General features: G+C 59.3%; 12 protein-coding genes. 4 read left to right on the top strand and 8 right to left on the bottom strand.

The genetic code is table 11. The annotated features are described in order from the left end of the window. Positions 1-4 precede the first annotated feature (4 nt). The 3 genes from metX to putA all read right to left on the bottom strand — a co-directional run bounded on the left by metX (position 5) and on the right by putA (position 7,298). Positions 5-1,144, bottom strand: a complete 1,140-nt coding sequence (gene metX / locus ACA064_RS29690; RefSeq protein WP_497671276.1) for a homoserine O-succinyltransferase MetX — start codon at positions 1,142-1,144, stop codon at positions 5-7. Between the two features lie 132 nt (positions 1,145-1,276). After that, the gene (locus ACA064_RS29685; RefSeq protein WP_497671275.1) at positions 1,277-3,079 is read right to left on the bottom strand and encodes an acyl-CoA dehydrogenase; all 1,803 of its coding nucleotides are present in this window, start codon (positions 3,077-3,079) and stop codon (positions 1,277-1,279) included. A 265-nt stretch (positions 3,080-3,344) separates the two neighbouring features. Continuing rightward, positions 3,345-7,298 (bottom strand): trifunctional transcriptional regulator/proline dehydrogenase/L-glutamate gamma-semialdehyde dehydrogenase, encoded by a 3,954-nt coding sequence (putA, locus tag ACA064_RS29680; RefSeq protein WP_497671274.1) that lies wholly within the window; start codon positions 7,296-7,298, stop codon positions 3,345-3,347. Positions 7,299-7,757: 459 nt separating this feature from the next. Between putA and putP the strand changes: the two genes are divergently transcribed. From putP to ACA064_RS29660, 4 genes are all read left to right on the top strand, one after another. After that, positions 7,758-9,242, top strand: coding sequence for a sodium/proline symporter PutP (putP, locus tag ACA064_RS29675; RefSeq protein WP_497671273.1), 1,485 nt, complete (start codon positions 7,758-7,760; stop codon positions 9,240-9,242). 132 nt (positions 9,243-9,374) lie between these two features. Beyond that, positions 9,375-9,581 carry a hypothetical protein gene (locus ACA064_RS29670; protein WP_497671272.1) on the top strand — a complete coding sequence of 69 codons (207 nt, stop codon included), beginning with the start codon at positions 9,375-9,377 and terminating at the stop codon, positions 9,579-9,581. A 210-nt stretch (positions 9,582-9,791) separates the two neighbouring features. After that, positions 9,792-10,103 (top strand): hypothetical protein, encoded by a 312-nt coding sequence (locus ACA064_RS29665; protein ID WP_497671271.1) that lies wholly within the window; start codon positions 9,792-9,794, stop codon positions 10,101-10,103. Positions 10,104-10,332: 229 nt separating this feature from the next. Next, a complete protein-coding gene (locus ACA064_RS29660) occupies positions 10,333-11,169 on the top strand; it encodes a 23S rRNA (adenine(2030)-N(6))-methyltransferase RlmJ (RefSeq protein ID WP_497671270.1) in 837 nt (278 codons plus the stop codon). 119 nt (positions 11,170-11,288) lie between these two features. Here ACA064_RS29660 and msrA read toward each other — a convergent pair whose 3' ends face one another. The 5 genes from msrA to aceE form a co-directional block, all read right to left on the bottom strand. Further along, positions 11,289-11,936 (bottom strand): peptide-methionine (S)-S-oxide reductase MsrA, encoded by a 648-nt coding sequence (msrA, locus tag ACA064_RS29655; RefSeq protein ID WP_150645437.1) that lies wholly within the window; start codon positions 11,934-11,936, stop codon positions 11,289-11,291. 74 nt (positions 11,937-12,010) lie between these two features. Beyond that, positions 12,011-14,704 carry a sensor domain-containing phosphodiesterase gene (locus tag ACA064_RS29650; RefSeq protein ID WP_497671269.1) on the bottom strand — a complete coding sequence of 898 codons (2,694 nt, stop codon included), beginning with the start codon at positions 14,702-14,704 and terminating at the stop codon, positions 12,011-12,013. 226 nt (positions 14,705-14,930) lie between these two features. After that, positions 14,931-16,325, bottom strand: coding sequence for an alkaline phosphatase D family protein (locus ACA064_RS29645; RefSeq protein WP_497671268.1), 1,395 nt, complete (start codon positions 16,323-16,325; stop codon positions 14,931-14,933). A gap of 345 nt (positions 16,326-16,670) precedes the next feature. Continuing rightward, positions 16,671-18,626 (bottom strand): dihydrolipoyllysine-residue acetyltransferase, encoded by a 1,956-nt coding sequence (gene aceF / locus ACA064_RS29640; protein WP_497671267.1) that lies wholly within the window; start codon positions 18,624-18,626, stop codon positions 16,671-16,673. 11 nt (positions 18,627-18,637) lie between these two features. Beyond that, complete coding sequence (gene aceE, locus ACA064_RS29635) at positions 18,638-21,283, bottom strand: pyruvate dehydrogenase (acetyl-transferring), homodimeric type (protein ID WP_497671266.1); 2,646 nt, start codon at positions 21,281-21,283, stop codon at positions 18,638-18,640. Positions 21,284-21,659 lie beyond the last annotated feature (376 nt).

Raw genomic sequence — 21,659 nt, 5'->3', positions numbered from 1 at the left:
GTCCTCAAAGCGAAATTCGGTTCATGTAGTTGCTGAAAGCGTGCAAATAGCGCGGGATCGGAATCAGGAAGGCGTCGTGGCCTTGCGGAGCATCGATCTCCAGGTAGCAGACGTCTTTCTTGGCCGCCATCAGCGCGTCCACCAGTTCCCGCGAACGGGCCGGGGAGAAGCGCCAGTCGGTGGTGAAGGACATCACGCAGAACTTGGCTTTGGCCCCGGCGAAGGTTTTTGCCAGGTCGTTATCGAAGTTCGCCGCCGGATCGAAGTAGTCCAGGGCTTTGGTCATCAGCAAGTAGGTATTGGCGTCGAAACGTCCGGAGAACTCCTCACCCTGATAACGCAGGTAGCTTTCAACCTGGAACTCGACACTGTGGAAGTCGTAGTTGAGCTTTTCGCTCTTCAGGCCACGACCGAATTTCTCGCCCATGGAGTCATCCGACAGGTAGGTGATGTGTCCGACCATTCGCGCCAGCATCAGCCCGCGCTTGGGGATCACGCCCTGTTCCTGGAAAGATCCGCCATGGAACTCGGGGTCGGTCAGGATGGCCTGACGCGCCACTTCGTTGAAGGCGATGTTCTGCGCCGACAGCTTGGGGGCCGAGGCGATTGCCAGGCAATGACGGATGCGCTCGGGGTAGCTGATGCTCCACTGCAAGGCCTGCATGCCGCCCAGACTCCCGCCGATTACCGCGGCCCATTGGCTGATGCCGAGCATGTCGGCCAGGCGTGCCTGGCTGTGGACCCAGTCTTCGACGGTCAATACCGGGAAGTCGGCGCCAAAGGGTTTGCCGTTTTCCGGGTTGATGCTGCTCGGACCGGTGGAACCGTTGCAGCCGCCGAGGTTATTCAGGCTGACGACGAAAAACTTGTTGGTATCGATCGGTTTGCCGGGGCCGATGCAGCTGTCCCACCAACCGGGTTTGCGGTCGTCGGGGCTGTGAAAGCCCGCCGCGTGATGGTGGCCGGACAGCGCATGACAGATCAGCACGGCGTTGCTGGCCGTGGCGTTCAGCTCGCCATAGGTTTCGTAGATCAGATCATAGGCTGGCAGTGAGCGGCCGCAGGCAAGGGCCAGGGGCTCGCTGAAGTGCGCCATTTGCGGCGTCACCAAACCAACGGAATCGTGGGGAAAGACAGTGGACATCGACCCTGCTCTCGCTTAAATGAGGCGTAAGTCTAATGAGCGCTGTCCCCAGCAGCAAGCAAAGGCCGGGGCATCTGGAAATTAGTCTGTTTCCAGAAACTCCGGCATCCGCGTCTCGGTGGTCTCAGGCGATCAAAACCACTCATCGCGCATGGTCAGGCATGTATCGTCGCGGGCTTCGAGAATCGCCAGCTCATGATGGCAACCTGGGACTTCCCAGGTCAGAAAGTAGCGGGCAGCTTGCAGTTTGCCTTTATAGAAGCTGATATCCGCGCCATTGCCCTTGAGCAGTCCTTCTTCAGCGCGGATCGCCTGTTCCAGCCAGCGCCAGCCGATCACTGTGTGGCCGAAGGCTTTGAGGTACAGCGCCGAATTGGCCAGGCTGCTGTTGACCTTGCCCTGACCCAGGTCGGTCAGCAGCCCGAGGGTCACACTTTGCAGGCGCGCGACCAGTTGCTCCAGCGGTTGACGCAGGGGCGTCAGGGATTCATGGGTCTGTGCCCGCTCGGCGGTGTTGGCGATCAGGCGAATCAGCTGCTTGAGCCCGGCACCGCCGTTCTGCGCGAGTTTGCGTCCCAGCAGGTCCAGTGACTGAATGCCGTGGGTGCCTTCGTGGATCGGGTTCAGGCGATTGTCGCGGTAGTACTGTTCCACCGGGTATTCGCGGGTATAGCCATGGCCACCGAGAATCTGGATCGCCAACTCGTTGGCTTTCAGGCAAAACTCCGACGGCCAGGACTTGACGATCGGGGTCAGCAGGTCCAGCAGCTCGTGGGCCTGTTTGCGTTCGGCTTCGGTCTCGAGGGTAGTGGTGTCGTCGAACAGTCTCGCCGCATACAGACCCAGGTCGAAAGCGCCCTCGACGTAAGCCTTTTGGGTCAGCAGCATGCGTTTGACGTCGGCGTGCTGGATGATCGAAACCGGTGCGGTATTCGGGTCCTTGCTGTCCGGCAGGCGACCTTGCGGACGTTCACGAGCGTACTCCAGGGAATACAGATAACCGGCATAACCGAGCATCACCGCACCCATGCCGACGCCGATCCGTGCCTCGTTCATCATCTGGAACATGTAGCTCAGGCCTTGGTGCGGCTTGCCCACCAGGTAACCGACACATTCCCCGTTATCGCCGAAGTTCAGTGCGGTGGAGGTGGTGCCGCGCCAGCCCATCTTGTGGAACAACCCAGCCAGCAGCACATCGTTGCGCGGGCCAAGGCTGCCGTCGTCGTTGACCAGGAACTTGGGCACGATAAACAGCGAAATGCCTTTCACCCCTGCAGGTGCCTCTGGCAGCTTGGCCAGGACCATATGCACAATGTTTTCCGATAGCGGATGGTCGCCACCGGAGATGAAGATCTTGTTGCCCTTGAGTCGATAGGTACCATCGGCGGCAGGTTCGGCGCGGGTGCGGATGTCCGATAAGGATGAGCCAGCGTGGGGTTCGGTCAAGGCCATGGTGCCGAAGAAACGACCGTCGATCATGGGCTGCAGGAAGCGCTGTTTCTGCTCCTCGGTGCCGAAGCTTTCGATCAGGTTCGCAGCACCCATGGTCAGGAACGGGTACGAGGTCGATGCCGCGTTGGCCGATTGGAAATGCGCGAAGCAGGCTTGCGAGAGCAGGGTCGGCAACTGCATGCCACCGGCCTCGAAACTGCGTGCGGCATTCAGGAAGCCGGCTTCAAGGAAGGCATCGACCGCCGGTTTCACTTCCGGAATCAGAATCGCCTGACCATCTTCGTACCGCGGTTCGTTCTCGTCGCCCTTGCGGTTGTGCGGGGCGAAAAACTTCTCGGCAATGCTCCGGGCGGTGCCGATGGCGGCATCGAAGGTCTCGCGATTGTGTTCGGCGAACCGCTCACGCTGAGTCAGGCCTTCGGCATCAAGGACTTCATACAGCTCGAAAGCCAGATTGCGGGAACTGAGCAACGTCTCGGACATGGCGGCCTACCTTTTTTTGGGATGGACCGAGTCTAGGTGTGGGGAGGGCGTGCTGAACAGGATGATTGATCTGGGTGATGGAGGGGCAGAACGTTGCGACAGTCGGATGTTTCAATAGAGTCTGTGAAATTGCCAAGATCGCAGCCTTCGGCAGCTCCTACATGAGATCGCGTACCTCTGTAGGAGCTGCCGAAGACTGCGATCTTTTGACTTTGCTCTTCAAAACAACCAAGCACCCATTGCGGGTGCCCGGTCTTGTTGCGGTTTAGCCGATAGTCATCAGACTGGCATTACCACCCGCCGCAGCAGTGTTAACGCTTAGCGCACGCTCGATCACCAGACGTTCCAGCGCAATGCCGGTTTCGCCTTGCGACAGGCCGTGAACCCCAACGATAGCGCCGACACGCTTGGCCACTTGCTGACAGACCGCCCGCAGCTGATCGGAGTGGCCATGATGCAGAACCGCATCAAATACCACTTCGTCCTTGCTCCAGTCGTTGACCAGCTTGATGCGTGCTTGCACTTCTTTCGGCAGGCGAGCGTAGAGCCCCTTGTTCAGCTCGGCATCCGGCCAGACTGCCGAGCCACCGACAGCCAATACCGCAGCCAGTTGGGTCAGCAGATCCGCTTCGACTTCCGCCAGGCACAGTACATGCTCGCGCGGCAGGATGGCGTAGCTGTTGCGTTCGCCGGTCGGGCCGCTCAGCAGGCGGGTGATACCGCTTTGCGATTGCGCTGCGAACTGCAGGCACAGCGCGCTTAGGTCAGCCTGTTTATTGCTGTCAGCCCAGGTTTTCAGGGCAGTCAGCGGCTTGCTCATGGCATCGCGCAGACGAACATCCGGGGCGCTCAGTGCATCGCCACGAACGAAGGACTGTTCGATTGCATCAGTAGGACGAGTCGACAGCAAGCGGTACAGGTACAGCGGACCACCGGCTTTCGGACCGGTACCCGACAGGCCTTCGCCGCCGAACGGTTGCACGCCGACCACGGCGCCGACGATGTTGCGGTTGACGTAGACGTTACCGGCGTTGACGTTGTCGATCACCTTGGCGATGGTTTCGTCGATGCGGGTGTGAACGCCCAGGGTCAGACCATAGCCGGAAGCGTTGATCTGGCCGATCAGCTGATCGATCTCTTTACGCTTGTAGCGCACTACGTGCAGCACCGGACCGAAGATCTCCCGTTGCAGCTCGTCGAAGCTTTCCAGTTCGATCAGGGTCGGCATGACGAAGGTGCCGCGTTTGACTTCTTCGGTATTGGCGATTGCCACCTGATACACGCTGCGACCTTTGTCGCGCATGGCCTGGATGTGCTTCTCGATGCCCGCCTTGGCTTCGGCGTCGATCACCGGGCCAATGTCCACGGACAGGCGTTCCGGGTTGCCGAGACGACATTCAGCCATGGCACCCTTGAGCATTTCGATGACGCGGTCGGCGGAATCTTCCTGCAGGCACAGTACGCGCAGGGCCGAGCAGCGCTGGCCGGCGCTGTCGAAGGCCGAGGATACGACGTCGATCACCACTTGTTCGGTCAGTGCCGAGGAGTCGACGATCATCGCGTTCTGGCCGCCGGTTTCAGCGATCAGCGGGATCGGACGGCCCTGGGTATCCAGGCGGCCGGCGACGCTGCGTTGCAGCAAGCGAGCGACTTCGGTGGAACCGGTGAACATCACCCCTTTGACCCGATCGTCGCCGACCAGGCGGGCACCGACGGTCTCGCCACGGCCCGGCAGCAGTTGCAGCACGCCTTCCGGGATACCAGCTTCGAGCATCAGGCGCACGGCTTGAGCGGCGACCAGTGGCGTTTGTTCGGCAGGCTTCGCCAGCACCGGGTTACCGGCGGCCAACGCAGCAGCAACCTGGCCACTGAAGATCGCCAGCGGGAAGTTCCACGGGCTGATGCAAACCACTGGACCCAGCGGGCGGTGGGCATCGTTGGTGAAATCGTTGCGAGCCTGCACCGCGTAGTAACGCAGGAAGTCCACGGCTTCACGCACTTCGGCGATAGCGTTGGCGAAGGTCTTGCCGGCTTCGCGAGCCAACAGGCCCATCAGCGGCTGGATCTCGCCTTCCATCAAATCGGCGGCACGTTCCAGAATCGCGGCGCGCTCGGCTGGCGGGGTGGCCTGCCAGATCGGCGCGGCGTTCAGGGCGCACTGAATGGCGTTGTCGACATCTTCGACGGTCGCTTCCTGTACATGGCCAACCACGTCACGCAGATCGGACGGGTTCAGCACTGGCGCAGGGGTTTCAGTGCTGGAAACGCAGCCGAGCATCGGCGCGGCTTTCCAGCTGTTATGAGCAGTGGCCAGCAAGGCGCAGGACAACGACGCCAGACGGTGTTCGTTGGCCAGGTCGATGCCGCTCGAGTTGGCGCGTTCGGAACCGTACAGATCACGCGGCAGCGGGATACGCGGGTGTGGCAGGCCGAAGCCGCCTTCCAGCGTCGCCATCTGCTCGATGCTGGCCACTGGATCGGCCACCAACTCCTGAATCGAGATGGATTGGTCGGCGATGCGGTTGACGAACGAGGTGTTTGCGCCGTTTTCCAGCAGACGACGGACCAGGTAGGCCAGCAGTGTTTCGTGAGTGCCGACCGGCGCGTAGACGCGGCATGGACGGTTCAACTTGCCTTCGGAAACCTTGCCTACAACCTGCTCGTACAGCGGTTCACCCATGCCGTGCAGGCATTGGAACTCGTACTGCCCCGGGTAGTAGTTCTGGCCGGCGATATGGTAAATGGCCGACAGGGTGTGGGCGTTGTGGGTGGCGAACTGCGGGTAGATGACTTCTGGCACCGACAGCAGTTTGCGCGCGCAAGCGATGTAGGAAACGTCGGTGTACACCTTGCGGGTGTAGACCGGATAGCCTTCCAGGCCTTCGACCTGGGCGCGCTTGATTTCGCTGTCCCAGTACGCGCCTTTCACCAGGCGGATCATCAGCCGGTGACGGCTGCGACGCGCCAGGTCGATCACGTAGTCGATCACATACGGGCAACGCTTCTGATAAGCCTGGATCACGAAACCGATGCCGTTCCAGCCGGTCAGTTGCGGCTCGAAGCACAGACGCTCCAGCAGATCCAGCGACAGCTCGAGGCGGTCGGCTTCTTCGGCGTCGATGTTCAGGCCGATGTCGTAGTGCTTGGCCAGCAGGGTCAGCGACAGCAGGCGCGGGTACAGCTCGTCCATCACCCGATCGTACTGGGCGCGGCTGTAGCGAGGGTGCAGGGCCGAGAGCTTGATCGAGATGCCCGGGCCTTCATAGATGCCGCGGCCGTGGGAAGCCTTGCCGATCGAATGGATGGCTTGCTCGTAGGACGCGAGGTATTTCTGTGCGTCATGTTCAGTCAGTGCGGCTTCACCGAGCATGTCGTAGGAATAGCGGAAGCCCTTGGCTTCGAACTTGCTGGCGTTGGCCAGGGCTTCGGCGATGGTTTCGCCGGTGACGAACTGCTCGCCCATCAGGCGCATGGCCATGTCGACGCCCTTGCGGATCATCGGCTCGCCGCTCTTGCCGATGATGCGGCTGAGCGAAGAGGTCAGGCCGGATTCGTTATGGGTGGACACCAGCTTGCCGGTCAGCAGCAGGCCCCAGGTGGCGGCGTTGACAAACAACGACGGGCTGTTGCCCAGGTGCGGCTGCCAATTGCCGGTACTGATCTTGTCGCGGATCAGTGCGTCGCGGGTGCCTTTGTCCGGGATGCGCAGCAGCGCCTCGGCCAGGCACATCAGCGCCACGCCTTCCTGGGACGACAAAGAGAATTCCTGCAACAGGCCCTGAACGATACCGGCACGGCCGCCAGCACTCTTCTGATTGCGCAGTTTTTCGGCAATCGAGGCGGCCAGCTTGTTGGTGGCTTCGGCCATGGTCGCAGGCAAGCGAGCCTGTTCGATCAGCATTGGCACCACTTCCGGCTCCGGGCGACGGTAGGCGGCAGTGATCGAAGCGCGCAGGACCGATTGCGGCAGGATGCTCTCGGCGAACTCGAGGAAGCACTGGTGTGCGTGCTCAGCCTGCACGTCACCGGCGTCATCAGCGTCTTTACTGATCATCCCGCTCAGCTCGGTCAGGGTTGCACCACCCTCGAGTTTTTCCAGGTAATTGAAAATTGCCTGCTTGATCAGCCAATGCGGCGTGCGATCAATCGAGGTCGCGGCGGCTTTGAGGCGCTCGCGGGTAGGGTCATCGAGTTTGACCCCAAGGGTGGTGGTAGCCATATTTTTATCCTCATGTTTGCCACGACTGCGTGGCATCAGCTGGCGGCAAGATTAGCCGCGAGCCGACCGAGGTGCAACCGGGTGCAACCTTTTTTTGTCGGAAAAATAGACAGCTCGTCAGGAAATAATTTCCGGCAGGGAAAAGCCGCGCCTGCTTGGCGCTGTTTGCTTCTGGATAGTTGGGTTTTTGCGCCGAAAAGGAGCAAAAACGGCGATTTCAACTAAAAATCCGACTAGGTGCAACTTATTCGACCGAAACAGGTTGCACCTTATTTGCATTGTTGAATAGCATTCGCGCCCAAGGTGCAACCAGTCCAAAAGAACGGTTCATCGGCTGATGGCTTTCCTGGGGAAACTTCAGTCATAAATGCGCGGCAAGCGGAATCGTCTATCCATTCAGGTGCATAAGACGGTCCGACAGATCGCTGCTACATAAAAACAATGCCAGGGCGCAACTCAATGAGCGTAAGTAATCCAACCCTGATCACGTTCGTGATCTACATCGCGGCAATGGTATTGATCGGCTTCATGGCCTATCGCTCCACCAACAACCTTTCTGACTATATTCTGGGCGGCCGTAGCCTGGGCAGCGTGGTAACCGCGCTTTCCGCCGGTGCTTCCGACATGAGCGGCTGGTTGCTGATGGGCCTGCCGGGCGCTATCTATATGTCCGGACTTTCGGAAAGCTGGATCGCCATCGGCCTGATCATCGGCGCCTATCTGAACTGGCTGTTCGTGGCCGGTCGCCTGCGGGTGCAGACCGAGCACAATGGCGATGCGCTGACCCTGCCGGATTACTTCTCCAGCCGTTTTGAAGACAATAGCGGTCTGCTGCGAATCATCTCGGCTATCGTGATTCTGGTGTTCTTCACCATCTATTGCGCTTCCGGCATCGTTGCCGGTGCCCGTCTGTTCGAAAGCACCTTCGGCATGTCCTACGAGACTGCCCTGTGGGCCGGTGCTGCGGCGACAATTGCCTACACCTTCGTCGGTGGTTTCCTGGCAGTGAGCTGGACTGACACCGTACAAGCCACCCTGATGATCTTCGCCCTGCTGCTGACGCCGATCATCGTCCTGCTGGCGACCGGTGGCATCGACACCACCTTCCTGGCCATCGAAGCGCAAGATCCAAGCAACTTCGACATGCTGAAAAACACCACCTTCATCGGCATCATCTCGCTGATGGGCTGGGGCCTGGGCTACTTCGGTCAGCCGCACATCCTCGCGCGTTTCATGGCGGCGGATTCGGTCAAATCGATCGCCAACGCACGTCGCATCTCCATGACCTGGATGATCCTGTGCCTGGGTGGCACTGTGGCCGTCGGTTTCTTCGGTATTGCCTACTTCTCGGCGAACCCGGCCGTGGCGATGCCAGTGAGTGAGAACCACGAGCGGGTGTTCATCGAGCTGGCGAAGATCCTCTTCAACCCATGGATTGCCGGGATCTTGTTGTCGGCCATTCTGGCTGCCGTTATGAGCACCTTGAGCTGCCAGTTGCTGGTGTGCTCCAGTGCCCTGACCGAAGACTTCTACAAGACCTTCCTGCGTAAAAATGCTTCCCAGGTCGAACTGGTATGGGTCGGCCGCGCCATGGTGCTGTTGGTTGCCCTGATCGCCATCGCCATGGCTGCCAACCCGGAAAACCGCGTACTGGGTCTGGTCAGCTACGCCTGGGCCGGTTTCGGTGCCGCTTTCGGTCCGGTGGTACTGATCTCGGTCATCTGGAAAGACATGACTCGTAACGGCGCACTGGCCGGTATCCTGGTCGGCGCAATCACCGTGATCGTCTGGAAGCACTTCGAACTGCTGGGTCTTTACGAAATCATCCCGGGCTTCATCTTCGCCAGCCTTGCGATCTACATCGTCAGCAAGATGGGCGCTCCGACTGCCGGCATGCTCAAGCGTTTCGCCGCTGCCGAGAAAGACTTCCAGCTGAATAGCTGAGTGAAATGAGCTGATGCCCTAGGCATTCAGCGACATAAAAACGGCCCGCTTCCTTCTGGAGGCGGGCCGTTTTTTTGTGCCTGCCGATTAATTGGCTGGTGCTCGCTGGTCTCTTCGAGGGTAGGAGCGAGCTTGCTCGCGATGGACGTTAACGATGACGCGTGCTTTCTGAATAAACGCGCCGCCCTTGAGTCCATCGCGAGCAAGCTCGCTCCTACAACGGAGACCTCATTTCCGGGTGAAGTCATCGGACATTTCCCGCAGGTTGTGGCGGTTTGTGTGAACTGGCGGGGGATTGGCTGCACCGATAATCTTTGTGAGTCGCTGCAAAATCAGTGACAGGGTGTGGAAGCCCTTATATCGTTAGGCGCACAAAGCGCCACCTGCATGGCGTTTTTTATCGTCTGTGTTTTTATGGTGGCTGTGCGCGGGACACTCTTGAGTGTGCCGGGAACCTAACGTCTCGGTCTTCCACACCTGCGTACAGCCGCCACCAATTATGTGGAAGTAATTTCTGGCGGCTCCAACCAAGCGTTAGGAGCCAGGCTCGTGAGAACCATCACCCCCGATCCACCCCATTCAACCTCCACCAATCGCTACATGCCCCTCACCAGCAACGATTGCGATATCCCGACCCTGTTCGTCGACACCCAGGCGCCACTCGATGTGCTGCAAGACGCTGCCGATTACCGCATCCGCGCCGTCACTCAGTTGATGGAGAACCTGGCCATGCGCGAGGAGATTCATACCGATGCGGTGATCCTTCACGACTTTGCCCGGCTGTGCGCCATTGCGTTGCGTGATGGATGCGATTTGCTGGATGTGCTCGGCCGGCGGTTGCAGGCGCAGATCTCGAAGTAGGCACAAGCCCTGTGGCGAGGGGGCTTGCCCCCGTTCGGCTGCGCAGCAGTCGTAAACCGGTAAATGCGGTTTATCTGAAACACCGCGGTGGCTGGTTTTGGGGCCGCTTCGCAGCCCAGCGGGGCCAAGCTCCCTCGCCACAGGGGATGTGGTGTTTGCCCGCCCGGCTGTGAAGCCCTGACGTTCTGCCTCGTACAAGGTAAACTTCGCCTCCTGCGCAGGAGCAACCATGAACTATCGCCACGCCTTCCACGCCGGCAACCACGCCGACGTCTTCAAACACCTGACCTTGACCCGTCTCATCGCCTTGATGTCGCGCAAGGAGCAGCCGTTCGCCTATATCGATACCCACGCCGGCATTGGCCTGTATGACCTCAAGGGTGATGAGGCCAGTCGCACCGGCGAGTATCTGGAGGGCATCGCCCGGTTGTGGGCTGAGCCGGATCTGCCGTTGCTGACGGCTGATTACATGCAGGTGCTGCATGAGATGAATCCGGATGGCGAGTTGCGCTATTACCCGGGCTCGCCGGAGCTGGCGCGGCGGTTGACCCGTCCTCAGGATCGGCTGTTGCTCAACGAAAAGCACCCGGAAGACGGGCGCTTGCTCAAGGACAATATGAAGGGTGATCGTCGGGTTGCAGTGCACCTGGGTGAAGGTTGGTACGTGCCACGGGCCTTGCTACCGGTGGCCGAGAAGCGGGTGTTGATGCTGATCGATCCGCCGTTCGAGCAGCTCGATGAGATGCAGCGCTGCGCAGCGTCGTTGAAAGAGGCGATTGGCCGGATGCGCCAGACGGTAGCGGCGATCTGGTACCCGGTGAAGGATCAGCGGATGTTGCGCCGGTTCTACCAGGACCTGGCCGGCACCGGTGCGCCAAAGTTGCTGCGAGTGGAGTTGCTGGTGCATCCGCTGGATACGCCCAATAGCCTGAACGGTTCAGGGCTGGCGATTGCCAATCCGCCGTGGGGGCTGGAGGAGGAGTTGCGCGAGTTGTTGCCGTGGTTGTCGAAGAAGCTGGGGCAGACCCAGGGTGGCTGGCAGATGGATTGGTTAATCGCCGAATAAAATCAACAGCAAGATCAAAAGATCGCAGCCTGCGGCAGCTCCTACGGGATCGCGGTAAACCGTTTGTTCCCGGTCTACGTAGGAGCTGCCGCAGGCTGCTATCTTTTTGCTTCACCCGATCAAATCGGGCAAGTCACGCCTGTGCCGCCGATACCGCAGTAACCCTCAGGATTCTTTGCCAGGTACTGCTGGTGGTAGACCTCGGCGTAGTAGAACGTCGGGGCTTCTTCGATTTCGGTGGTGATGGTGCCCAGTCCGGCTTTGGTCAGTTCAGCCTGGAACACTTTCTCGCTGGCCTTCGCCGCTTCCAGTTGGCTGGGGTTGGTGGCGTAGATCACTGAGCGATATTGAGTGCCAATGTCGTTGCCCTGACGCATGCCCTGGGTCGGGTTGTGCAGTTCCCAGAACATCGCCAGCAGTTCCTGGTAGCTGACTTTTTCCGGCTCGTAGACCACGAGCACGACTTCGCTGTGGCCGGTCAGGCCCGAGCAGACTTCTTCGTAGGTCGGATTCGGCGTAAAACCGCCGGCGTAGCCCACCGACGTGCTGAACACGCCTTCGCGTTGCCAGAAACGGCGTTCCGCGCCCCAGAAGCAACCCAGACCGAAGATTGCGAAGTCCACACTGCCCGGGAATGGGCCGAGCAACGGGTTGCCATTGACGAAATGTTCGGCCGGCACGGTCATCGGGGTTTCGCGACCAGGCGGAGCTTGTTCTTTGGTTGGAAGCACGTTTTTGTTCACCAGAATTTCCGAGCGCAAGACCATGATCAGTCCTCTCAGTCAGATTGAGTTAACAGTAAAGAGTCAGGCCGTCAGTGTGCCCGAGTGTTACAGCGCTGTCAGGCGTTTGGGCCGCGCGGGTAGCGTTTGAGCCTTTCGATCAGCTCCGAGCCCGGGATTGGCCGGTCGAACAGGTAGCCCTGGCCGACGTCGCAACGGTGGCGGCGCAGGAACGCCAGCTGCGCGGCGGTCTCGATGCCTTCGGCGACCACTTTGAGTTTGAGATTGTGGGCCATGGCGATCACCGCGGAGGTGATTTCCATGTCGTCCTGGTTGTCCGGGATTTCATGGATAAAGCTGCGATCGATCTTAATGATGTCGATCGGGAATTTTTTCAAGTAGCTGAGTGATGAGTAACCGGTGCCGAAGTCGTCCATGGCCAGGGTCAAGCCCAGGCGTTTCAGCTGGTCGAGTTGCAAGTGAGTGTCTTCGGTGGCTTCCAGCAGCAAGCCTTCGGTCAGCTCCAGCTCCAACAAGGAGGAGTGCAGCTGTTCTTCCTTGAGAATGCCGGCGATGGACGCCACCAGGTCCGGGTCGGAAAACTGCTTGGGCGACAGGTTGATCGCCACTTGCAGATTGCCCAGGCCGGCAGCGGTCAGCTGCTTGCTCATGCGGCAGGCCTGGCGGGCGACCCATTTGCCGATGGGAATGATCAGTCCGGTCTCTTCGGCGACGCTGATGAACTGGTCCGGGCGGATCATGCCTTTTTCCGGATGGTTCCAGCGCAACAAGGCTTCCATCCCCAGCAGGCGACCGCTGCGCAGGCAGAGCTTGGGTTGATAGAACACGTCCAGTTCGTTCTGGGTCAGGGCGCGCCGCAGGTTGTTCTCGACGAACAGCTTGTAGCTGGCCTCGGCGTTCAGCGCTTCGGTGAACACCTGAACCTGATGTTTGCCGTTGGCTTTGGCCTTGTGCAGCGCAAGTCCGGCGTTGCGCATAAGGGTTTGCGGGTCTTGGCCATGCAGCGGCGCGCAGGCCAGGCCCACGGAGCCGGTGACGCTGATCAACTGGTTGTCGACGAACATCGGCTTGTCCAGTGTCATCAGCAACTGGTAGGCGACCTGCTGGCCGGCCACAAGGTCGGTGTCGTCGAGCAGCACGGCGAATTCGTTACTGGCGAAACGCGCCAGGCTGCCGCTCGGGCTGAGGCTGTTGCGCAAGCGCCGGGCCAGGCTGATCAGTAGTTTGTCGCCGGTCTGGTGGCCGAGGCTGTCGTTGATCCGCTTGAAGTTGTCAATGTCCACCAGCAGCAGACTGATCGGGGTGTCGCTGTCGCGGGCAAAGCGTTCGTCGAGGTTGCGGATGAACGCCGGACGGTTGCTCAGATTGGTCAGGTTGTCGGTGTAGGCCAGGCGCTCGATGCGCTGCTGGGCAAGCTTGGTCTGGGTGATGTCTTCGTAGATGCCGATGTAGTGGGTCAGTTCGCGGTTGTCACCGTAGACCTTGGAAATCGACAGCTGACCCCAGTAGGGTTCGAGATTTTTCCGTCGGCTCTTGAATTCACCCTGCCAGCTGTTGCTCTTGGCCAGACTTGATGGTGCGTCGAACAGCAATTCGCTGAGGTTTTCCAGCGCCGGCAGTTCCGACAGCTTGTGGCCGTGGACTTCTTCGGTGGTGTATTGGGTGATCGCGGTAAAGCTCGGGTTGACGTACTCCACCACGCCGTCGCAATTGACCAGCAGAAAGGCGTTGGCGCTTTGCTCGACGGCGCGCTGGAACAGGTGCAGCGCGCTGGTGGCGGTGCGTCGGTTGTGGTTGTTGATGACCTGGGCGAATTGATCGGCCAGTTCGCCAGCGAACGCGATCTCATCCGCCAGCCAGGCGCGGGTGATGCCGGTCTGCTCCAGGCACAACACGCCGACCACCTGGCCGTCGACGCGGATGCTGGCGTCGAGCATGGCGTTGACGTCGCGCGATCTCAGGCTTTCGGCCATTTCCCGGGTGCGCGGATCGCACATCGCATTGTGGGCGTCGATTGCGCGGCTGCTGTGCAGGGCTTCCAGATAGCTGGGGAAGCCACTCGCATCGATGACGTCCGGCTTCCAGTATTCCCGGGAGGCGCGGTGGTACGCGGAAATCGGCACCAGTTGCCGGTCTTCGAGGTTCCAGATGCTGGCGCAGTCGATCTGATAAATGTCGCAGGCGCTGTGGGTGATCAGTTCGGCGGCTTCTTGCAGGGAGTTATTGCTGCTGTAGCGCTGGCGAGCCAGGAGCAGAATCAGGTCCTGCTGGGCGCGTACCCGTTCAAGGTGCTGGAGCTGGTCCTGCTGCGCCCGCTGGTTGAGTTCCAGGGCGATCTGCAGGCGAGTGTTCTGGGTCTCCAGATCCAGCGTCGGCAGTTGCGCAGCGTCGCTGAACAGGTTGTCGACCACCAGCAGGTAACCGCGCAACAGGTGCCGATTGTGTTGTTTGTAGGCTTCACCCAGTTCAAGCAGGCTCAAGGGCCCTTGGGCGGTATGCAGTGTGTAGCGGATCAGGTAATGCGGACTCAGGGTCAACTGCTGCTGGATCGCGTCATGCAGTTGATAGCGTGCTTCAGGCTCCATCAGGCTGGCATAGGGTGAACCTACCAGTGAGCAGAGCTCGACGGCGGCCATGCCGAACTGCCGTTCGCAATTGGGATCAAGAAACAACAGGGCCCAGCTAACCTCATTCAGCCGTTCGAAACGCAGCATGCCGAGCCGCGAGGGCACAGGCAACTGCGTCACTACCTCGGCCGCCATACGGCTCGCGGCATCGGGTTGGCTTTTCATGGGAGAGACTCGCTTCGAAAATACTGATCGCGCCGGGCTCACGCCCTCTTAGCTGTTGCCCGCGGCAAGGTTGCATCATGCGACACAGACTGACAAGAGAGGATGAAGGCTAAGTGCTATAAGAGTTTGTCGGCCGGGCAGGAGTTTTCTGCAGAAAGCAGGGAAATTGATTTCCACAGGACAGATGCAGGTGCTCATCTGCCCCGTGGGCGCGGGACTTTGGGCATCAGCGTAGCGCTATGTTCACTGATTGCAGGAGCTCGCCGAGTTTGTTGTAGTAATCGACGCGGATGTGCTCGGCATCGATGAAGATACGCGCAAAATTGTCCTCGCTGACCACTCTGCTGGTGAGCTTCTGGTGATAATCGCCGCGGCCAAGGCTGGCGAGCGGCTGGTCGAGGATGAAACTCTCGGCCTTGGCATAGGGCAGCAGCTTGCTGTTGCACAGTGGTGAAGAAACGATGGTGTGAACCATGAAGTCCGGGTCTTCACTGTGGGTCAGCCGGCTGGTCATCGAGCCGTGCACATCGCCGGCAATAAAGATCACATTGTTGATCTTGTTGCTGCGGATGGTTTCAAGGATCCGCTCGCGCTGTGCCGGAAAAGATTTCCAGGCATCGCCGCCATCATCCTTGCGGTCCGGGTAGAACATAACGCTGCTGACCACCAACTTGACCCTTGCGTTGCTGGTGACAAGCCAGTCGAGCAACGCGTGTTCCTGTTCACTGTCGAGAATGCGCCGGTCTGCTTCGGAAAGCGTGCGGCGGGTCCGGGTATCCAGCACGAACCATTCAATGTCGCCATCAGCGAATTGATACCAGTAGTGAGAAATGCTCCGCTCCAGCCGCCCTGACGGCAACAGTGCGCGGGCCGGGCCGTGGCTGCACTGGTAGACCTCATAGGCGCGCATGGCATTGTTGAACAGCAATTGGTCATTGCTGCTGGCCCTGGCCGGCCAGTTATCCTCGATTTCATGATCGTCGAGAATCATGTACGTCGGCACATGGGCCATCAGCTGGCGGATATGCGGTTGAGAGAACGCGGTCTGGTACTTGTGCAAAATGTCTTGGTATTCGCGGTCTGGCGCGACAATGTTCATGTCGTCGACGTACACCTGGTCCCCTAACATTAGTATCCCGTCAATCGGTGTTTCGGAGTGTTGGATCAGGGTATTAATGGCTGCAAATATACGGTCGCCCCGTTCGGGTGCAGAGGGAATACCTAACGTCATGCGCAAGTAACGACACGAACCAAGGATGTAAGAGCGGGGCAGGGCTTTATTGTTGGAGCGGGTTTTAAATGTATAAATATATTCGGGCCATCGCAGCGCAAGTTCATTGACGCTGTCTATTGTTTCACCCTTGTCAGTCGTGCTGAACCAACCCGCCTGATATTCATATCGGGTATCGGCCTGCAGCCCGTTTAGTACAGCAATACCTGACATATCCTGTTGCTTGTCCAGCAAGACGAAAGTGCCTGGCGACCAGGTCTGTTCTCCCGACCTGCGATGGCGAATGCCGCCGAAAGTCAAAGGGGCTTTGCTGTAAATGGCGCGTAGAAATATGCGCGAATGATGAGCTGTAGTATGGCCGATGATCGGGCCAACGCTGGGTTTGATCATTTTTCGAATCCTTTCGAAGTAAAGCTATTTATTAAATAGTTATTGCCGATGCGGTAGAAGGAGGTGGATGTGTATAGGTAAGGTTAACAACCCAATCAGAATGGGTTGTTCATGCAGAGCGTTTTATCGTGCGGTATTTGTTGATATATGGAGTGCGTAATTCGCTAAAAAGCAGTAGGCGAGAAGTTGTCAGGGTCGTCAGAACTTTCGACTTTGATTGGGGGGAGTTCGAGTATTTATTTCAGGCAAAAAAAGCCCCGCCAAACTGGCGGGGTTGAGGTACGAGCGTGGCGCTCGGAAAGCGTGGAACGCGCCGGCCCTCCGTGGCAGGAGGGCCGGTCGGTCTTACAACAGGATGGTGCGGATGTCCGCCAGCAGATCACTCAGACGCTTGGTGAAGCGTGCAGCAGCGGCGCCGTTGATCACTCGGTGATCGTAGGACAGCGACAGTGGCAGCATTAGCTTCGGCTGGAAGGCTTTGCCGTCCCAGACTGGCTGGATGGTTGCCTTGGATACACCGAGAATCGCCACTTCCGGGGCGTTGACGATCGGCGTGAAGCCGGTGCCGCCAATGTGCCCGAGGCTGGAAATGGTGAAGCAGGCGCCTTGCATGTCGTCAGCGGTAAGCTTCTTGGTCCGGGCTTTCTCAGCCAGGACCGCTGCTTCAGCTGCCAGTTGCAACAGGCTCTTCTGGTCGACGTTCTTGATGACCGGTACCAGCAGGCCGTCCGGAGTGTCGACCGCGAAGCCAATGTTTACGTACTTCTTGCGGATGATCGCCTTGCCGCTTGGTGCCAGCGAACTGTTGAAGTCCGGCAGTTCCTTGAGCAGGTGCGCGCAGGATTTGAGCAGCAGCGGCAGGATGGTCAGCTTGACGCCAGCCTTCTCTGCAACAGCTTTCTGAGCGGTACGGAAGGCTTCCAGCTCGGTGATATCCGCCGAGTCGAATTGCGTTACGTGCGGAATGTTCAGCCAGCTGCGATGCAGGCTCGACGCGCCGATTTGCATCAGGCGTGTCATCGGCACTTCTTCGATCTCGCCAAAGCGGCTGAAGTCTACGACCGGAATCGGTGGAATACCCGCGCCGCCGGTTGCGCCGCCAGCAGCGGCCGGTGCTTCCTTGGCCTTCTGCATCATGGCTTTGACGTAAGCCTGCACGTCTTCTTTCAGCAGGCGGCCGTGCGGGCCGCTTGGGCTGACCGCGCTCAGCTCGACGCCGAATTCACGGGCCAGTTGGCGCACCGCAGGACCTGCGTGAACCTTGGCGCCTGGTTGGGCCGGTGCTGCAGTTGGAGCGGCGGGTGCCGGAGCTGCGGCCGCAGGGGCTGCTTCAGCCTTGGCAGCAGCAGGCGCTGCGGCAGGGGCAGGGGCAGGGGCCTGCGCTACGCCTTTGACTTTCAGCTTCAGGATCAGGTCGCCGGTACCGACTTCGTCATCCAGTTTGATGGAAACGCTTTCCACCACGCCAGCGGCTGGCGATGGGATTTCCATGCTGGCCTTGTCGGATTCCAGGGTGATCAGCGACTGATCGGCTTCAACAGTGTCGCCAGCCTTGACCAGGACTTCGATAATCTTGGCCTTGCCCGACGAGCCGATGTCCGGCACGTGAATGTCCTGAACGCTGTCAGCTACCGGTGCAGCCGGGGCCGTGGCGACTGGCGCTGCAGCTGCGGCGGCGGTCGCAGCTGCCTGGGCTGGCGCGGCAGCAGCCGGTGCCGCAGCACCCGCCACTTTCAGAGCCAGAATCAGGTCGCCAGTGCCGACTTCGTCGTTGAGCTTGACGCTGATGCTTTCCACCACGCCAGCGGCGGGCGAAGGGATTTCCATGCTGGCCTTGTCGGATTCCAGGGTGATCAGCGACTGATCAGCCTCGACGGTATCGCCGACCTTGACCTGGATCTCGATGATCTGGGCCTTGCCCGACGAGCCGATGTCCGGCACGTGCACTTGCTGAGTGGTTGCAGCGGCTGGAGCAGCGGCCGGTGCAGCCGCTGCAGGAGCAGGGGCGGCAGCTGGTTTTTCTTCGGCCTTGGCAGCAGGCGCGGCAGCCGCTGGCGCCGCAGCAGCACCCTCGACTTCCAGTTCCAGCAACTCGTCGCCTTCTTTCAGGCGATCGCCCAGCTTCACTTTCAGGCTTTTGACGATCCCGGCCTTTGGCGCAGGGATCTCCATGCTGGCCTTGTCCGACTCAAGCGTCAGGATGCTCTGGTCGGCTTCGATGCGATCGCCAACCTTGACCATCAGTTCAATTACTTCACCTTCACCGCTGCCGATGTCAGGTACGCGAATGAGTTCGCTCACAGAAAATCTCCTCAGCAGTCCAGTGGGTTGCGTTTTTCCGGGTTGATACCGAACTTGGCGATGGCTTCAGACACCACTTTAGGTTCGATATCACCACGGTCAGCCAAGGCTTCCAGGGCTGCCAACACCACGAAATGACGGTCGACTTCGAAGAAGTGACGCAGCTTCTTGCGGCTGTCACTGCGACCGAAACCGTCGGTGCCCAGGACTTTGAATTCCTTGGACGGGACCCACTGACGAATTTGTTCAGCAAACAACTTCATGTAGTCGGTAGAAGCAATGACCGGACCTTTGCGGCCGTTCAGGCACTCTTCGACGTAGCTCAGCTTAGGCTTCTGACCCGGGTGCAGACGGTTGGTGCGTTCCACGGCCAGGCCATCGCGACGCAGTTCGTTGAAGCTGGTAACGCTCCAGACATCAGCGCCGACGTTGAACTGTTCACGCAGAATCTTCGCCGCTTCACGGACTTCACGCAGGATGGTGCCGGAGCCCATCAGCTGTACGTGGTGCGCCGCTTCGCGGGTGTCTTCTTCGAGCAGGTACATGCCCTTGATGATGCCTTCCGGGGCGCCGGCCGGCATGGCTGGCTGCTGGTAAGACTCGTTCATCACGGTGATGTAGTAGAAGACGTCCTGCTGCTGTTCGGTCATCTTCTTCATGCCGTCCTGAATGATCACCGCCAGCTCGTAGCCGTAGGTTGGATCAAAGGTACGGCAGTTCGGGATGGTCGCTGCCAGCAAGTGGCTGTGACCGTCTTCGTGCTGCAGGCCTTCGCCGTTAAGCGTGGTACGGCCGGCGGTGCCGCCAATCAGGAAGCCACGGGTGCGGCTGTCGCCAGCGGCCCAGGCCAGGTCGCCGATACGCTGGAAGCCGAACATCGAGTAGAAGATGTAGAAAGGCAGCATCGGCTGGTTGTGACTGGAGTACGAAGTACCGGCGGCAATGAAGGAGCTCATGGCGCCCGCTTCGTTGATGCCTTCTTCGAGGATCTGACCTTTCTTGTCTTCGCGGTAGAACATCACCTGGTCTTTATCGACTGGCTCGTAGAGCTGGCCGACGGAGGAGTAGATGCCCAACTGACGGAACATGCCTTCCATACCGAAGGTACGGGCTTCGTCCGGGATGATCGGCACGATGCGCTGGCCGATTTCCTTGTCCTTGACCAGTTGCGAAAGAATCCGCACGAAGGCCATGGTGGTGGAGATTTCGCGGTCGCCGGAACCGTCGAGGATAGCCTTGAGGGTTTCCAGTGGTGGAGTCGGAAGGCTGAAGCTCTTGGCGCGACGCTGAGGCACGAAACCGCCCAGTGCGGTGCGACGTTCGCTCAGGTAACGGGCTTCGGCGCTGCCTTCTTCAGGTTTGAAGAACGGCAGGTTTTCGATCTCGCTGTCTTTGACCGGAATGTCGAAACGATCACGGAACAACTTCAGGCTCTCGACATCGACCTTCTTGGTGTTGTGCGCGGTGTTCTTCGCTTCGCCGGCGCCGGTGCCATAACCCTTGATGGTCTTGGCCAGGATGACGGTCGGTTGTTCTTTATGGTTGACCGCTTCGTGGTATGCCGCGTAGACCTTGTACGGGTCGTGGCCGCCACGGTTGAGTTTCCAGATCTCGTCGTCGGACAGGTCTTCAACCATTGCCTTGAGTTCTGGCGAGTTGAAGAAGTGTTCACGCACGAACGCGCCGTCTTTGGCTTTGTAGTTCTGGTACTCGCCGTCGATGACTTCGTCCATGCGACGTTGCAGGATACCGTCGGTGTCCTTGGCCAGCAGTGGGTCCCAGAAACGGCCCCAGATGACTTTGTTCACGTTCCACTGGGCACCACGGAACACGCCTTCGAGTTCCTGGATGATCTTGCCGTTGCCGCGAACCGGGCCATCGAGGCGCTGCAGGTTGCAGTTGATGACGAAGATCAGGTTGTCCAGCTTCTCGCGGCCGGCCAGGGAGATCGCGCCCAGGGATTCCGGCTCGTCACACTCGCCGTCGCCCATGAAGCACCAGACTTTCTGTTTGCCGGCCGGGATGAAGCCGCGGGCTTCCAGGTACTTCATGAAACGTGCCTGGTAGATCGCCTGGATCGGACCCAGACCCATGGAAACAGTCGGGAACTGCCAGAAGTCGGGCATCAGCCAAGGGTGAGGGTAGGACGACAGGCCCTTGCCATCGACTTCCTGGCGGAAGTTGTTCATCTGGTCTTCGCTGATGCGGCCTTCCATGAAGGCGCGGGCGTAGACCCCAGGGGAAGCGTGGCCCTGGAAGTAGATCAGGTCGCCGCCGTGCTCGTCGGTCGGAGCCTGGAAGAAGTAGTTGAAGCCGATGTCATATAGGGTCGCACTGGAAGCGAAGCTGGAGATGTGACCACCCAGGTCAGAATCTTTCAGGTTCGTACGCATGACCATGGCCAACGCGTTCCAGCGTACCAGCGAGCGAATGCGGCGTTCCATGAACAGGTCGCCAGGCATGCGTGCTTCGTGGGTAACGGGGATCGTGTTGCGGTACGGCGTGGTGATGGCGTAGGGCAGTTGCGAACCGCTGCGGGTCGCGAGTTCGCCCATACGGGTCATCAGATAGTGAGCACGGTCTTCGCCTTCTTTGTCGAGAACCGATTCCAGGGCGTCCAGCCATTCCTGGGTTTCGACGGGATCGAGGTCTTGCATGGCTTGCTCCAGGGCGGAAAGGCTTCCAGAATCGGTTGCCTGAGTTAGCGGCTGGCCTTGTGGGCAGACGATATAAATTCTTGGATTGCCGAGAGGTTGTTCCGGCGGCGTGTAGTTTTACTACAAATCGTCGGCCATTTCAGCTCTTCGGATGTATATACGAGTAGTAAAACTACAGATGAACGGCTCGTGGCCTCCTGCTGTGTTGTGAGAATAATCGTTAATGTTGGTATGGGGTCAACTGAAATAGGGTGAAGCTTGATGTTGCCTGCCAAGAAATTAGAGTTTTCAGCTATTTATAACTTTTGTTCGACAGTCGTTTACGTAGCGCATTTTGCACATTCACTACAAACGGCCCCTTACACGCCGATCAAGG

This window comes from Pseudomonas sp. LBUM1658 (assembly GCF_059716055.1).
The sequence above is the reverse complement of the archived record's forward strand: the minus strand, read 5'-3'. Positions and strand labels throughout refer to the sequence as shown.